General features: G+C 65.5%; 15 protein-coding genes. 1 reads left to right on the forward strand and 14 read right to left on the reverse strand.

Features of this window, described 5'->3' with window-relative positions; all coding sequences use genetic code 11:
- Positions 1–78: 78 nt before the first annotated feature.
- The 10 genes from ptsP to VSR72_RS28680 all read right to left on the reverse strand — a co-directional run bounded on the left by ptsP (position 79) and on the right by VSR72_RS28680 (position 11,404).
- Positions 79–2,673 (reverse strand): phosphoenolpyruvate--protein phosphotransferase, encoded by a 2,595-nt coding sequence (gene ptsP / locus VSR72_RS28635; protein ID WP_342955699.1) that lies wholly within the window; start codon positions 2,671–2,673, stop codon positions 79–81.
- A 12-nt stretch (positions 2,674–2,685) separates the two neighbouring features.
- On the reverse strand, positions 2,686–3,693 hold the full coding sequence (locus VSR72_RS28640; RefSeq protein ID WP_342955752.1) for an SIS domain-containing protein: 1,008 nt from the start codon (positions 3,691–3,693) through the stop codon (positions 2,686–2,688).
- Positions 3,686–4,789, reverse strand: a complete 1,104-nt coding sequence (gene nagA, locus VSR72_RS28645) for an N-acetylglucosamine-6-phosphate deacetylase (RefSeq protein ID WP_342955700.1) — start codon at positions 4,787–4,789, stop codon at positions 3,686–3,688. The genes VSR72_RS28640 and nagA overlap by 8 nt, the downstream gene beginning before the upstream one ends.
- A gap of 94 nt (positions 4,790–4,883) precedes the next feature.
- Positions 4,884–5,618: a GntR family transcriptional regulator gene (locus VSR72_RS28650; protein WP_342955701.1), complete on the reverse strand. Its 735-nt coding sequence runs from the start codon at positions 5,616–5,618 to the stop codon at positions 4,884–4,886.
- A gap of 524 nt (positions 5,619–6,142) precedes the next feature.
- Positions 6,143–6,955, reverse strand: coding sequence for a MetQ/NlpA family ABC transporter substrate-binding protein (locus tag VSR72_RS28655; protein ID WP_342955702.1), 813 nt, complete (start codon positions 6,953–6,955; stop codon positions 6,143–6,145).
- Positions 6,956–7,151: 196 nt separating this feature from the next.
- On the reverse strand, positions 7,152–7,793 hold the full coding sequence (locus tag VSR72_RS28660; RefSeq protein ID WP_342955703.1) for an SCO family protein: 642 nt from the start codon (positions 7,791–7,793) through the stop codon (positions 7,152–7,154).
- 4 nt (positions 7,794–7,797) lie between these two features.
- Positions 7,798–8,703 carry a heme o synthase gene (cyoE, locus tag VSR72_RS28665; RefSeq protein ID WP_342955704.1) on the reverse strand — a complete coding sequence of 302 codons (906 nt, stop codon included), beginning with the start codon at positions 8,701–8,703 and terminating at the stop codon, positions 7,798–7,800.
- Positions 8,704–8,712: 9 nt separating this feature from the next.
- Positions 8,713–9,822, reverse strand: a complete 1,110-nt coding sequence (locus VSR72_RS28670) for a COX15/CtaA family protein (protein WP_342955705.1) — start codon at positions 9,820–9,822, stop codon at positions 8,713–8,715.
- A 38-nt stretch (positions 9,823–9,860) separates the two neighbouring features.
- Positions 9,861–10,505, reverse strand: coding sequence for a cytochrome C oxidase subunit I (locus VSR72_RS28675; RefSeq protein ID WP_342955706.1), 645 nt, complete (start codon positions 10,503–10,505; stop codon positions 9,861–9,863).
- A 104-nt stretch (positions 10,506–10,609) separates the two neighbouring features.
- Positions 10,610–11,404 carry an SURF1 family protein gene (locus VSR72_RS28680; protein ID WP_342955707.1) on the reverse strand — a complete coding sequence of 265 codons (795 nt, stop codon included), beginning with the start codon at positions 11,402–11,404 and terminating at the stop codon, positions 10,610–10,612.
- A 105-nt stretch (positions 11,405–11,509) separates the two neighbouring features.
- Here VSR72_RS28680 and VSR72_RS28685 point away from each other — a divergent pair, with 105 nt between their 5' ends.
- Entirely contained in the window at positions 11,510–11,719 is a 210-nt protein-coding gene (locus VSR72_RS28685; RefSeq protein WP_028201826.1) for a twin transmembrane helix small protein, read from the forward strand.
- Positions 11,720–11,853: 134 nt separating this feature from the next.
- Here VSR72_RS28685 and VSR72_RS28690 read toward each other — a convergent pair whose 3' ends face one another.
- The 4 genes from VSR72_RS28690 to VSR72_RS28705 all read right to left on the reverse strand — a co-directional run bounded on the left by VSR72_RS28690 (position 11,854) and on the right by VSR72_RS28705 (position 13,840).
- Positions 11,854–12,711, reverse strand: coding sequence for a cytochrome c oxidase subunit 3 (locus VSR72_RS28690; protein ID WP_342919473.1), 858 nt, complete (start codon positions 12,709–12,711; stop codon positions 11,854–11,856).
- A 104-nt stretch (positions 12,712–12,815) separates the two neighbouring features.
- Positions 12,816–13,037 (reverse strand): DUF2970 domain-containing protein, encoded by a 222-nt coding sequence (locus VSR72_RS28695; RefSeq protein ID WP_342955708.1) that lies wholly within the window; start codon positions 13,035–13,037, stop codon positions 12,816–12,818.
- Between the two features lie 43 nt (positions 13,038–13,080).
- The gene (locus VSR72_RS28700) at positions 13,081–13,659 is read right to left on the reverse strand and encodes a cytochrome c oxidase assembly protein (protein ID WP_342955709.1); all 579 of its coding nucleotides are present in this window, start codon (positions 13,657–13,659) and stop codon (positions 13,081–13,083) included.
- A 40-nt stretch (positions 13,660–13,699) separates the two neighbouring features.
- A complete protein-coding gene (locus tag VSR72_RS28705; protein ID WP_208867222.1) occupies positions 13,700–13,840 on the reverse strand; it encodes a cytochrome oxidase small assembly protein in 141 nt (46 codons plus the stop codon).
- Positions 13,841–13,891: the final 51 nt, after the last annotated feature.

The raw sequence follows: 13,891 nt of genomic DNA on the forward strand, positions 1-13,891 counted from the left end.
TGAGAGAGGCCGGCGCGCGATCGCTGCGCACGCCGGCGTGTTCCTACGGATTACTCATGGTGGGTGAAGCAGAAACCATCAATCGAGCGGCCAGCTTTCGCGGCTTGCCGCACGCACGGCTTGCGCCGATTCGAGTGCGAGCGCGTTTTGCGCGCGCTGGCGACATTCGTTGTAGTCGAGCTTGCGCACGCGCGCCTTGATCAACGGCACGGAAACCGGATCGACGGAAAGCTCCGTCACACCGAGGCCGACGAGCAGCGGCACCGCGAGCGGATCGCCCGCCAGCGCGCCGCACACGCCGACCCACTTGCCGTGCTTGTTCGCGCCCTCGACCGCCGCCGCCACGAGACGCAGCACGGCCGGGTGCAGACCGTCGGCTTGCGCCGCGAGGTCAGGCTGGCAACGGTCCATCGCGAGCGTGTACTGCGTGAGGTCGTTGGTGCCGATCGAGAGGAAATCGGCGTGGCGTGCAAGCTGGTCGGCGAGCAGCGCAGCCGAGGGCACCTCGATCATCACGCCCACTTCGATCGGCTCGGTGCGGCCCGCTTCGCGTGCAAACGTGTCGATGCGTTCGCGCAGGCGCACGAGTTCGCCCACGTCGGTCACCATCGGCAGCAGGATGCGCACCTTGCCCGCCGGCTTCACGGCAACGAGACCGCGAAGCTGGTCGTCGAGCAGATCGGGCCGCACCTGCGCGAGGCGGATGCCACGCAAACCCAGCGCCGGATTCGGCTCGGGCGGCAGCGTGAGATAGTCGACTTCCTTGTCGGCCCCCACGTCGAGCGTGCGAATGATCGCCGTGCGGCCCGCGAGTGCGTCCGTAATTGCCTGGTAGCTCTGAAGATGCTCTTCCACCGTCGGCGCGGCCTGGCGATGGATGAACAGCAGCTCCGTGCGCAGCAGGCCGACTGCGTCCGCGCCGTTTTCCACCGCCGTGGTCGCGTCGTCCAGCGTCGCAATGTTCGCGGCGACTTCCACCGCGTGACCGTCGCGCGTGGCAGCGGCCTCGTGCGACGTGCGGCGGTTCGCTTCGCGCACGCCCGCCAGGCGCTGCTTCTCGCTGCGAGCGCGTTCGATGTCGAGCGCGCTAGGCGTGTAGGCAAAGCGGCCCGCGCCCGCATCGATGACGACTTCCGTGCCCTCAGGCACCGCATGAAGCGCGTCGCCGAGCGCGACGATCGCCGGAATGCCGGCCTGGCGCGCGATGATCGCCGCGTGCGAGGTCGCGCCGCCGCGCGCCATCACGAGCGCCATCACGCGCTTGCGGTCGAGCGAGGCGAGGTCGGATGGCGTGAATTCGTCGGCGGCGAGCACGGCTTCATCGGGCAGCGTGCGCGCGGCCGTGTTCGAAAGACCGAGCGCGCGCAGCACGCGCTTTTCGAGGTCGCGCAGGTCGGCGGCACGCTCCGCGAGCAGCGGATCGTCCACCTGGCCGAGCACCGCGATCTGCGCGCGAATCGCTTCACGCCATGCGTAGCCCGCGCTCTTGCCGAGGCTGATCGCGTCGCGCGCGGCGTCGACGAGCGTCGGGTCTTCGAGCAGCACGCGGTGCATCGTGAAGATGCCCGCCTCGCCAATCGCGCCGCGCTGCGAAGCGGTGCGCACGCTCTGGTTCAGCTCGGCGTCCACAGCGGCGATCGCCTTGTCGAGCAGACGGCTTTCCGCGGCCGACGAGCCGCTCGCGAGTTCGGGTGGCGTGAGTTCGGCTTCGTCCCAGCGCACCAGCTTGCCGACCGCGACGCCCGGCGCCGCGCACACGCCCGCGAGCACGCCCGGCTCGGCGGAGGACGCCACAGCGGCCGCGGCTTCCTGCATCACGGGCGCGGGCGATACCTGCCGCGCCGGCGCTTCACCGGCCTCGCCGGGCGCTTCGCGCAGGAGTTCGTTCGCTACGGCGTCCACGGCGCGCTGCGCCTCGTTGCCGATGCCGACGAGTTCGACGGTCGCGCCTTCACCCGCGCCGAGGGCGAGCAGACCCACGACGCTTTCGATGGCCGACTTGCGCTCGCCAAAGCGCACCTCGACGCGCGCGTCGATGCCGCGCACGGCTTCGCGCGCCCGCGCCGCCGGCCGCGCATGAAGGCCGCCCGCGTGCGTGAGCGTGACACTGCGGCGCACTTCGTCCGCGATCAATTCGTGGGCGGCGGCGATCTCCGCGCCAGCGCGCACGCGCAGCACGAGCAGCGCGGACTTGCCCGCTTCGACATGCCCTGCGCCCGCGCGCTCGACCACTTCGAATGCATCCGAATTGGCGATGGCGACGACCGAGACGAGGCTCGGCGCATTGCAGGCGACGACGTCGAGATCGAACTCGATCAGCGTGTCGCCGAGCCGCACCTGCGCGCCCTGCGCGACCTTCGGCGTGAAGCCCTTGCCGTTCAGCTCGACGGTGTCGATGCCGACGTGCACGAGCACCTGTGCGCCTTCGGCCGTTTGCAGCGTGACCGCGTGGCCGGTGCGTGCGAGATGCACGACGATGCCGTCGCACGGCGCGACGACGCGGCCGACAAGCGGATCGACGCCAATGCCGTCACCGAACAACCCTTCCGAAAACACCGGATCGGGCACCGACGCGAGCGGCACGACCGGCCCGGTGAGTGGCGAAACCAGTACGATGTGCCCCTCGACGCGAGTATGCGGATCCATCAGGCGAGACTCCTCGATGCGTTCCATTCGCTTTCCAATCTAGTGTGTTTCGGTGACTTTGTTCAGGTAACGCGGCTCGTCGGGATTGCGGCCGCGCGCAGCGGCAAGGCCTGCCGCCATTACGTAGAACGAGAGAATCGCTGCAATCGGATCGAGCGCCGCGTCGGCAGCCGTTTCGAGCGGCAGCGCCGCGCCGGCTACGTCGGCGGGCGCCGCGAGCAGCACGCGGGCGCCGCGCTTTTCCATGTCGCGGGCGAACTCGATCAGGCCCGCCTGCTCCGGCCCGCGCGGTGCGAACACGAGCAGCGGGTAATCGCGATCGATCAGCTCCATCGGGCCGTGGCGCACTTCGGCGCTCGAAAACGCTTCGGCCTGAATGCCCGAGGTTTCCTTGAGCTTGAGCGCAGCTTCCTGTGCAACGGCCAGGCCCGGACCGCGGCCGATAACAATCATCTGCTTGACATCGCGCAACTCGTCGACGGCCTTCGACCAGTCGAGCGTGCCCGCGCGATCGAGCACGTCGGGCAGCGCGCGCACGGCGTCGAGGAACGCGGCGTCGCGCTGCCAGAAGCCGACGAGTTGCGCCGACATCGCGAGCATCGCGATATAGCTCTTGGTGGCGGCCACGCTCAGCTCGGCACCGGCGAGGAGCGGCAGTTCCGTGCCGGCAGCTTCGGCGAGCGGCGAGCCCGCGACGTTGACCATTGCCGCCGTCAGCGCGCCCGCTTCGCGCAGTGCCTTGATCGTCGCAACGAGATCAGGACTCCTACCCGATTGGGAGAAAGCAAGGGCAAATTGGCCGCTCACACGTAAGGGCGCCTGCTGGAGCGTGGCGATCGACATCGGCAGCGTGGCTACCGGCACGCCGATGCGGCTCATGGTGAGCGCCGCGAAGTAGCTCGCCGCATGGTCCGAACTGCCGCGCGCGACGGTGAGCGCGACGTGGCGCGGCTCGGCATCCAGCGCGCGGGCGAGCGCCTCGACACGCGAGGTGTCCGCGAGCTGCGCGGCGACGACGCTGGCCGAGGCCAGCGCTTCTTTAAGCATATTCGACAATCGATTCTCCTTCGACGTAGGTCGCGGTGAGCGCCAGCTCGCGATCGAACACATTGACATCGGCCCATGCGCCGCGCACGAGGCGGCCACGGTCTTCGATGCCGAGGTAGTCGGCGGCATAGCGTGACAGGCGCGCGGAAACATCGGCGATCGGCAGGCCGATCGAGACGAGGTTGCGCAACGCCTGGTCCATGGTGAGGGTGCTGCCCGCGAGGGTGCCGTCGGCAAGACGCACGCCGCCGAGGCACTTCGTCACGCGCTGGCTGCCGAGGCGGTATTCGCCGTCGGGCATGCCGGTGGCCGAGGTGCTGTCGGTGACCACATACAGGCGCGGAATGGCGCGCAGCGCGGCGCGGATCGCGCCGGGGTGCACGTGCAGCAGGTCGGGAATGATCTCCGCGTACTCGGCATGCGCGAGCGCCGCGCCGACCACGCCCGGATTGCGATGATGCAGCGGCGACATCGCGTTGAAGAGATGCGTGAAGCCGCAGGCGCCGTGCTTGAGCGCGGCCACGGCGTCGTCGTAGGTCGCGAGCGAGTGGCCGATCTGCACGCGCACGCCGCGCGCCGCCATCTCGCCGATGATCTCGATATGGCCCGCGATTTCGGGCGCCACGGTCACCACGCGAATGGGCGCGATCGACAGGTACTTGAGCACTTCGTCGAGCACGGCCGAGACGGCGGCGTCGGGCTGCGCGCCGAGCTTGCCGGGGTTGATGTACGGGCCTTCGAGGTGCACGCCCAGCACGCGCGCGCCGCCCGCCGTGCGGTTGCGCGTGACGTTGCCGAGGCCCGCGACCACGTTCATCAGTTCGTCGCGCGGCGCGGTCATGGTGGTGGCGAGCAGGCTCGTCGTGCCGTAGCGCGCGTGGGTGCGCGCGATGGTTTCAATCGCGTCGCCGGCTTCCATCACGTCGGCACCACCGCCGCCGTGCACGTGCAGATCGATGAAGCCCGGCAGGATGTAGAGCGCGTCGTTGTTCGCCGGATCGGTGGCCTCGCCCGTGATCGCGGAGATGCGTCCGTTTTCGAACGACAGCGTGCCGTGGATCCAGCCTTCAGGGGTGAGTATGTTTCCGCTCAGCATGAGAGTTTTCCGATGAGGCGCATCAAAGCGCGGTAGGACGCTTCGGTGACGTGCATGAGAGAGATTGCGGCGGCGTGCCGTTCCCGCGGGGCGCTCACTGGCGCAGCTCCGCAACAAAGTCGTAGTAGCCGTCGCGGCAATAGGTGTCGGTCAACTCGATGGCGCGCTGATCGGCGGAAAAGCCCACGCGCGTGATGACGAGCAGCGCGGCGCGCGGCTCGACGCCCATGAGCGCCGCGATCTCGCCCGTCGCGTTGACCGCGCGAAAGTGCTGCAGGGCGCGCACCACGGGCACGCGACGCTGCTCCAGATACGAATACAGCGAGCCTTCGATGGCTTCCGGGTCCGGCACGATCGACACAGGCAGCGCCGTATGCTCGACGGCCATCACCGTGCCGTCGGCGCGGCGCAGGCGGCGCAGGCTCGCGACCGAAGCGCCCGGCGAGAGCCCGAGCTGCACGATTTCCTCGCGGTGCGCGGGCCGAACCTCGCGCGCGAGCCACACCGAGTCGGGCGTGAAGCCGCGCTGCTCCATTTTCTTCGTGAAGCCCGTGAGGCGCGAAAGCGGATCTTCCACGCGCGGCGTGATGAAGCTGCCCGCGCCGCGAGCACGCCGGATCAGCCCCTGCTCCACGAGCAGCTCGATCGCCTTGCGCGCGGTGATGCGCGACACGCCGATGGCATCCGACAGCGTGCGCTCCGAGGGCAACGCCTCGCCGGCCGACCACACGCCGCAGTGAATGGCGGTGGCCAGGTTGCGCGCCAGCTGCAGATAGAGCGGCGTCACATTGCGCGCATCGGGCATCAGGGCAGACCAACGGGTTTCCATGGACTTGGCGCCAGCGGTTGGACGATCGTGGGGGGCCGGACGGGCATGCTACGTGGCGTGCAGATTGGTCCGGTGCGAAACCGAGCCCATTATATAACCACAATAAGACCAGTCAACAAATGCGAGTCCGCCGCGAGACATCGAAAAAAATTCTTAAAAATCAATGAATTACACGAACACACAAGGCTCTGCGCCGGCATAATTCGGTATCAGGATTTACCCTGGAAAGGCTCCAACGGGCTCCACAATGGGACCAAAGTGGCATCAACAGGTTATCTGACATAGACCACCGTAGTACCTCCATAGGACCACGGTGTGTCTTCGCCAGGAAAGATAGCGCGCACGTGAGCGATTCCCTAGCGTCTCAATTGAGTGACCTCAAACCGGCACGCTGCGAACCTGAATTTCAAACAATCCCGATAGTGCACACGCAATAAAAAAACGCCGTGGCATTCGCCACGGCGTTCGGGTTCTGCTGGGCTCATGCGTCGATTGGACGCAGGCAGCCGCTGCTCGAATGTCCCTTAGAACGACGGAACCATCGAGCCCTTGAACTCGTTCTTGATGAACTGGCGCACGTCTTCCGACTGGTACGCGGCAACCAGCTTCTTCACCCACGGCTTGTCCTTGTCCTGGGCGCGAACGGCGATCAGGTTCGCGTACGGGCTGTGGATGTCCTCGATGGCGATGGCGTCCTTGGTCGGCTGCAGGCCGGCTGCGAGCGCGTAGTTCGTGTTGATCACGGCGGCGTCGACGTCGCCGAGCGCGCGCGGCAGTTGCGCGGCGTCGAGTTCGACGAGCTTGATCTTCTTCGGGTTCTCGGCGACGTCGAGCGGCGTCGCGTTGTTGCCGTTGGTGCCCGCGCCGGCGCGCAGCTTGATCAGGCCCTTGCTTTGCAGGAGCAGCAGCGCGCGGTTTTCGTTCGACGGGTCATTGGGCACCGCGACCTTCGCGCCTTGCGGCAGGTCGTTCAGCGATTTGAGCTTCTTCGAGTACACGCCAATCGGCGAGATATACGTGAGGCCCGCGTTCACGAGCTTGTAGCCGCGCTGCTTGATCTGGCTGTCGAGATACGGGCCGGTCTGGAAGCTGTTGGCGTCGAGGTCGCCAGCGTCGAGCGCGGCGTTCGGCTGCACATAGTCGTTGAATTCGATGACCTTGACGTTCAGGCCTTCGCGCTTGGCGACCTTCTGGACGACGGCCCAGACTTGCGCGTCCGGACCCGAAACGGTCCCGACCTTGATGACCTGGTCGTCGGCGCGGGCGCCGAAGCTGGCTGCGAGCGTGGTGGCGGCAATGCCGGTGAGGAGTGCTTTAATCAGATTTCTGCGCTGCATGGAGATGATGTTCCTGCGTGGTTTTCTTGTTGCTCCGGTTCCGCGGCGTTGTGCGCCGTCTGCCGGACGATATAAATCGTCTCATATGGCACCGGTTGGGGGAAATAATGAATTCGCATACTGGTATGCCAGCACGGCCAGCAAGCGCGCGCCGCGGCGTGCGTCCGCCTCTCGCGGCGAACGCGCCGGAATTCACTTAGTCTGGATTCGAGCCGAGCAGAATCTTCAGATCGTGCAGCCAGGGCGTGACGCCCTGCCCGTCGCGCGCGAAGAGACGCAGTTTGCCGGTCGTGTCGAACACGTAGCTCGCGGCGGTGTGGTCCATCGTGTAGCTGTCCGGCGTGTTGCCCGGCACTTTCGCGTAATACACGCGGAAATCCTTCGCCACTTGCTTGAGCTGATCCTCGTTGGCCGGGCGCAGCCCGATGAAAGTCGGATTGAACGCAGCCGTGTACTGGCTCAGGATCTGCGATGTGTCGCGCTCGGGATCGACGGTGACGAACAACACCTGCACGCGCTTCGCCGCATCGGGCCCCAGTTGCTGGAGCGCCTGCGAAAGCTCGGCCATGGTGGTCGGGCAAACGTCCGGGCAGTGCGTGTAGCCGAAGAACAGCACGACCACCTTGTCTTTGAAGTCGGCGAGGGTGCGCGTCTTGCCGCTCGTGTCGGGCAGCGCGAAGTCCTTGCCGAACTGCGTGTTGCCGGTGATGTCGAGGTTCGTGAACGAGGGCGGTTGCTGGCCGCAGCCCTCCAGAACCAACGTGCCGCCGAGCGCGAGCGCAGCGGCAAGCGCGACGACCGTGGCGCGCGCGACGCGCGCAAGCGTGCGGTGGGCCATAGCGTTACGCCGCGATGAGCGCATGCACGTAATGGTCGACGAGCAACGCCACGAACAGCAACGAGAGGTAGACGATCGAATAGCGGAAAGTCTTGCGCGCCAGTGCGTCGGAATACTCGATGTAGATCTTCCAGGCGTAAGCGAGGAACACCGCGCCGAGCAGCACGGCCGAGGCCAGATACAGCACGCCGCTCATGCCCGAGATGTACGGCATCAGCGTGACCGCGAACAGGATCACGGTGTAGAGCAGGATATGCAGACGCGTGTACTTCTCGCCGTGCGTGTTGGGCAGCATCGGCAGGCCGGCGTTTTCGTAGTCCTTGCGGCGGTAGAGCGCGAGCGCCCAGAAGTGCGGCGGCGTCCACACGAAGATGATGAGCACGAGAATCCAGGCGTCGCCGGGCACGTGGCCCGTCACGGCGGCCCAACCGAGCGCCGGCGGCATGGCGCCCGAGGCGCCGCCGATCACGATGTTTTGCGGCGTGGCGGGCTTGAGCAGCAGCGTGTAGATGATCGCGTAGCCAATGAAGGTCGCGACCGTGAGCCACATGGTGAGCGGATTGGTGAACGTGTACAGCACCCACATACCGATGCCGCCGATGATCGCCGAGAAGATCAGGATCTGACGGCTCGTGATCTCGCCGCGCGCCGAAGGACGCCACGACGTGCGACGCATGCGCGCATCGACCTTTTGCTCGACCAGACAGTTGATCGCGAAGGCCGCGCCTGCCGTCAGCCAGATGCCGACGGTGCCGCCGATCAACTGCTTCCAGGGCACCATGCCAGGAACTGCGAGAAACATGCCGATGACGGCGCAAAACACGGCCAGTTGCGTGACGCGCGGCTTGGTGAGCGCGAGATATTGGGAAATCCGGCTACCGGGCGTCTGGGATAGGGTTGTACTTTCCATAGGGCGGGATCACACCGCAGCGGTGTCGCGCGCAGGGAGAATGGCGCGGCCGGGGCGGCTACAAGCAATTCGAAAGTTTAGCACGACGACCAAAAGCAGCAGGATCGCCGCGCCACCGTTGTGCGCCACTGCCACGGGCAGCGGCCACTGCAGCACGATGTTTGAAAGCCCTGTCAGAAATTGGATAAAGATCACGATCATGATCCAATTTGCCGGGCGTCGCAGCGAGGCATAGCGTCGCAACTTGAGGGCGAACCATACCAGATAAGCGATCACGACGAACGCGAACGTACGATGCGTCCAGTGGATCGCGACGAGCGCGTCCTGCGTGATCACGTCACCGTTGCCGTCCATGCCGAGCGCGCGCCAAAGGTGGAAGCCGTGATGGAAATCCATCGGCGGAATCCATGCGCCGTTGCAGGTCGGGAAGTCGGTGCACGCGAGCACCGCGTAGTTCGTGCTCACCCAGCCGCCCAGCGCGATCTGCACGACGAGCAGCACGAGCGCAGCCAGTGCGGCCACGCGCCAGCGCGCGGCGTCGGGCTCGTACGCGGGCAGCGGCGTCATGCGCGCGGCGAGCCACGCGAGCGAGCCGAGCAGCGTGAGGCCGAGCAGGAGGTGCGTCGTGACGATGATGGGCTGCAACTTCATCGTCACAGTCCATGCGCCGAACACGCCCTGCACGAGGATCAGCCCGAGCAGCGCCGTGGGCCACCACGGCGAGACGTGCAGCGGCAGGCGCTTGACGCGCGCGCGCCAGGCAATCGCCATCTGGGCAATGATCAGGACTCCGATCGCCATCGCGAAATAGCGGTGGATCATCTCGATCCACGCCTTCGTCATGCTCACGGGGCCGCTCGGCATGGCGAGATGCGCTGCGGCAATTTGCACATGCGCGATGAACGGCGACGAAGTCCCATAGCAACCCGGCCAGTCAGGACAGCCGAGGCCCGAATCGGTCAGGCGCGTAAAGCCGCCGAACATCACGAGGTCGAGCGTCATGAACGTCGTGAGCCACACGAGCTTGCGAAACTTGTTGTCGTCGGCCTTCACCCAGACCCACGAGAGCGGCAGCAACGCGATGCACAGGCCGATCAGGCCCAGCTCCAGGATAAACATCTCTCTTACTCTTCTCTGTCAGACTCGCGCTGCGCACCTTAACCGATGCGGGACCACTTGAGCAGTTTAGTGACGTCTTGTTTGATTTTCGACGGATCGGCATTCGCCGGGAATCGCATCATCAGGTTGCCGTTCGGATCGACCAGATAGATGTGATCGGTGTCTTTCGTCGTTTCCGTCGCGGGCAGCCACGCGGCGACTGCGACCGGATCGGCGCGCAGCATGCGCGTGTCCGCGTAGGCGCCCTTTACTTTTTCGGAGACGCTCGCGTCGTCGGTGCGCAGCCAGACCGTGACGATGCGCTCGCGCTCCGGGCCCTGCGTCGCGCGCACCTGGCGCATGAAGTAAAGCTTCGTGGCGCACGCCTCGTCGCAGGCGCTGCCATTCACCGAGATCATGAGCCAGCGGCCCTTGAGCGAGGCGAGCGGCACTTCGTGGCCGTCGTCGCCCGTCACCATGAGCGCGTCGGGAATGGGCCGCTGCGGCTCGATGAGCGCGCCATAGCTCGTCGTGCCACCCTTGGGCTTGATGACGTAGTACGTGAAGTACGAAATCGCGATGGGCGCGCCGCAGATCAGCATGATGACGAGCAGCGTCCAGCGGCCACGCCGCTTCGAGCCCTTCTGAGCGGGCGTGGCGGCCGGCTGTGCGACCTGGGCGGAACGGGGGGATTGCGTCGACACTCTCGTGGTACCTCGCTTCTGTCGCTTTCAGTTGTCCATGCGCCGCATATGCAGCGCCATTGCCGGGATCACGTCGGAACGGAATTGATTCGTCCGACGGATCATCAGGCGTCCTTCGCGCTGCCGGCGTTTTGCCTTCCGGGCTCTTCGGTATGCCGCCTGGTCTCGCCTTCGGTGCGCTCTTTTGTCGCAGCGCTTTTCGCAGCTTTACGAGCCGCAAAAAGACCGAAACCGAGCGCCGCGAGCGCCATGCCCCACCACTGGAGCATGTAGCCGTAGTTGCGCTCGACGTCGGTATCCGGCACCGGCCAGTCGCGCACGAGCCCGTCCTTGACGGCCGGCACGAAGCCGGTCTGCTGGATCACGAACGGTTGCAGCGGCAACCCGGTTTCCGCTGCGTAGGAAGCGACGGCGAGATTCTGCCGTATCTTCTGATGCGCTGCAGAGCCGCCCGCACCGAGTTCAAACGCGCGCGAGGCGTTTGCGCGCGCGATGCCTTCCACGACGACCGGCCCCTGCGGCGTGACATAGGGCGCGATCGCAGCGCGGTCCGCGATGTTGCGCGGCAACCAGCCGCGATTCACCAGCACGTAGCCGCCGCCCTCGAGTTTAAGCGGCATCACGACATAAAAACCCGGCTGATCGTTATAGGGACGATTGTCGAGATACACCACGCGCTCGGGCAGGAAGGTGCCCGTCGCCCGCACGCGATGGAACTCGATGTCCTTCAGCGCGAGCGGCGTTGCACCCACCGGTTGCGGCGTGGACGATTCGTACTGCGTGATTTGCGCCTGCAGTGCCTCCTTCTGATGCGCGCGGTCGCGTTGCCAGAAGCCGAGCCGGATCGTCACGGCCATCACGATCAGGATGAGCAATGCGGGGACGAGCCGGAATTTCATTGGGTACGTCCGATGCGGAAGATACCAGTGATCGAACCCCGCGCCGTGTGGCACGGTGCGATAATGAGACAGACGTTTTCAGGCATGCCAAATTCCGTGAACTTCATGCACATACTCGTCCCCGTTGCGTTCGCGCTGATCATCGCGAGCATGATCTCTGCGCTTTACTTCATGATGCACGACCGGGGCCGCACCAAGCGGATGGTCTGGTCGCTCGCCACGCGCGTGGGTCTTTCCATCTCGCTCTTTCTGTTCATCCTGTTCGCACACTGGATGGGCTGGATTCAGTCAACCGGGATTCCTTACGGTCGCTGAGCCCGGCTGACCATCACCGAACACCGCAGCGCAAACCCCATCGCCGAAAACACAAGGCGCCGCGCCGACGAGGTCGGGCGGCGCCTTGTTTCATTCTCTTCCCAAACGCCGCGGCCTGCGCGGCGCACCACGCTTCACAGCCAGTACACGACGACGTAGAGGCCGAGCCACACCACGTCAACGAAGTGCCAGTACCACGCCGCGCCTTCGAAGGCGAAGTGATGCTCCGCGGTGAAGTGGCCGCGAATGAGCCGGATCATCACGACGGTCAGCATCGTGCCGCCCAGGAACACGTGGAAACCGTGGAAGCCCGTGAGCAGGAAGAACGTCGAACCGTAGATGCCCGAAGCGAGCGTGAGGTTCAGTTCGCCGTACGCGTGGATGTACTCGAACGCCTGCAGGAAGAGGAAGCACACGCCCAGCACGATCGTCGCGGCGAGCCAGGCAATGGCCTTCGAGCGATGGTTGTCGCGCAACGCATGGTGCGAGACGGTGAGCGTCGCGCCCGAGGAGAGCAGCAGCGCCGTGTTGATGGTCGGCACGGGCCACGGCGTCATCGAGCGGAAGTGCGAGACCAGCGCCGCGGGACCGTTGTTCGGCCAGACGGCCGAGAAGTCCGGCCAGATCAGCTTGTAGTCGAGGCTGCCGAGCTGATGCAGGGCGATCGCACGCGCGTAGAAGAGCGCACCGAAGAACGCGCCGAAGAACATCACCTCCGAGAAGATGAACCAGCTCATGCTCCAGCGGTACGACACGTCGACGCGCTTGCCGTACATGCCGCCCTCGGATTCGGCGATCGCGTCGCCGAACCAGTGCCATAGCGTGAAGAGCAGCCACAGCAGGCCGACGAGCACGCCGATCGGCCCCCACGACTCGCCGTTGATCCACGAAGCGAGCGACGCGAGCATGACCAGAAGCCCAATGGACGCGCTGATCGGATGTCGCGACGGGTGCGGTACGAAGTAGTACGGGCTATCGTTTTGGCCGCTCATGCCTGTTTCTCCAATTTCCAGTTGCACCGGACGTCGCCGGCTGCTTGTACCCGAGTGTGTCCTCGTTATTCACTGTCTCGCACGCGGCATGGCGCGCGAGAATCTCATCCCACTACCGCGTGCACGATCAACAGCAGCACGACGATGAACAGCACCGCACCGATGATGCCCGCGATGATCAACTGCACGGGGTGCAGGTTCGCGGCGTCGTCTTCGAGGTCGGCGCGCTTGCGCACGCCGAGGAAGGACCACGCCACCGCCTTCATCACCTGCAGGATGCCGCCTTTCTTCTTGGCCGGCCCCGCTCCGCCGCGTTCGTCGCTCATGCGCCTTTCGCCTCCTGGCAACGTTGACCTCGGCGCCGCAGCGTCATGCTCCCGCCGATTGCTTCGGCGGCGGCGGCACGGCCGGCTTGTTCAGCTCGAAGAACGTGTACGACAGCGTGATCGTCTTCACGTCCTTCGGCAGCTTCGGGTCGATCACGAACACCACTGGCATGCGCTTCGTCTCGTTCGCCTTCAAGGTTTGCTGCGTAAAGCAGAAGCACTCGATCTTGCGGAAGTACTCCGTGGCCTGCTTCGGCGCGTAGCTCGGAATGGCCTGCGCGTCGATCGTGCGTCCTTCGTTGTTCGAAATGTCGTACATCACCGTCATGACTTCGCCCGGGTGCACGTCGATGCTCGATTGCTCCGGCTTGAACCCCAGCAACCCGCGCGCGTTCGCGTCGAGCTCCACCGAGATCGTGCGCGTCATGTCCACCTGCGTGTTGCGCGCCTCGCGCTCGGTGGCGTCGCGCTGGACCAGGTTGTTGATGCCCGTGACCTGGCAGATCGCGCGGTACATCGGCACCAGCGCGAAACCGAACCCGAACATCAGCAGCGCCACGACGACGAGCTTGATGAGCATCGACCGGTTGAATGCGCGATCATTTCCAGCTTGCGTGGACATCGGACTTCCTCGAACGATCTTCCGGCCAACGCGCCTCGCGTCAGTGGCCGGGGAAATACACCTGCTTGACGACGGCAGCCACAAAGAAACCGACTACGACGGCCAGCAAAATCAGACCGAGTCGCAGATTGCCCGCGCGGATCTGCTCAGGCGTGCGTCTTTTTTGGGGGTCCCGGGTCATGCGTTCAGCGCGGTTGGCCGCGGCTTCTCCTTGCATCGTGAAGCGCCTCTC

The sequence above is a fragment of the Paraburkholderia sp. JHI869 genome (genome assembly GCF_038900775.1).
In the GTDB taxonomy this organism is placed as follows: domain Bacteria; phylum Pseudomonadota; class Gammaproteobacteria; order Burkholderiales; family Burkholderiaceae; genus Paraburkholderia.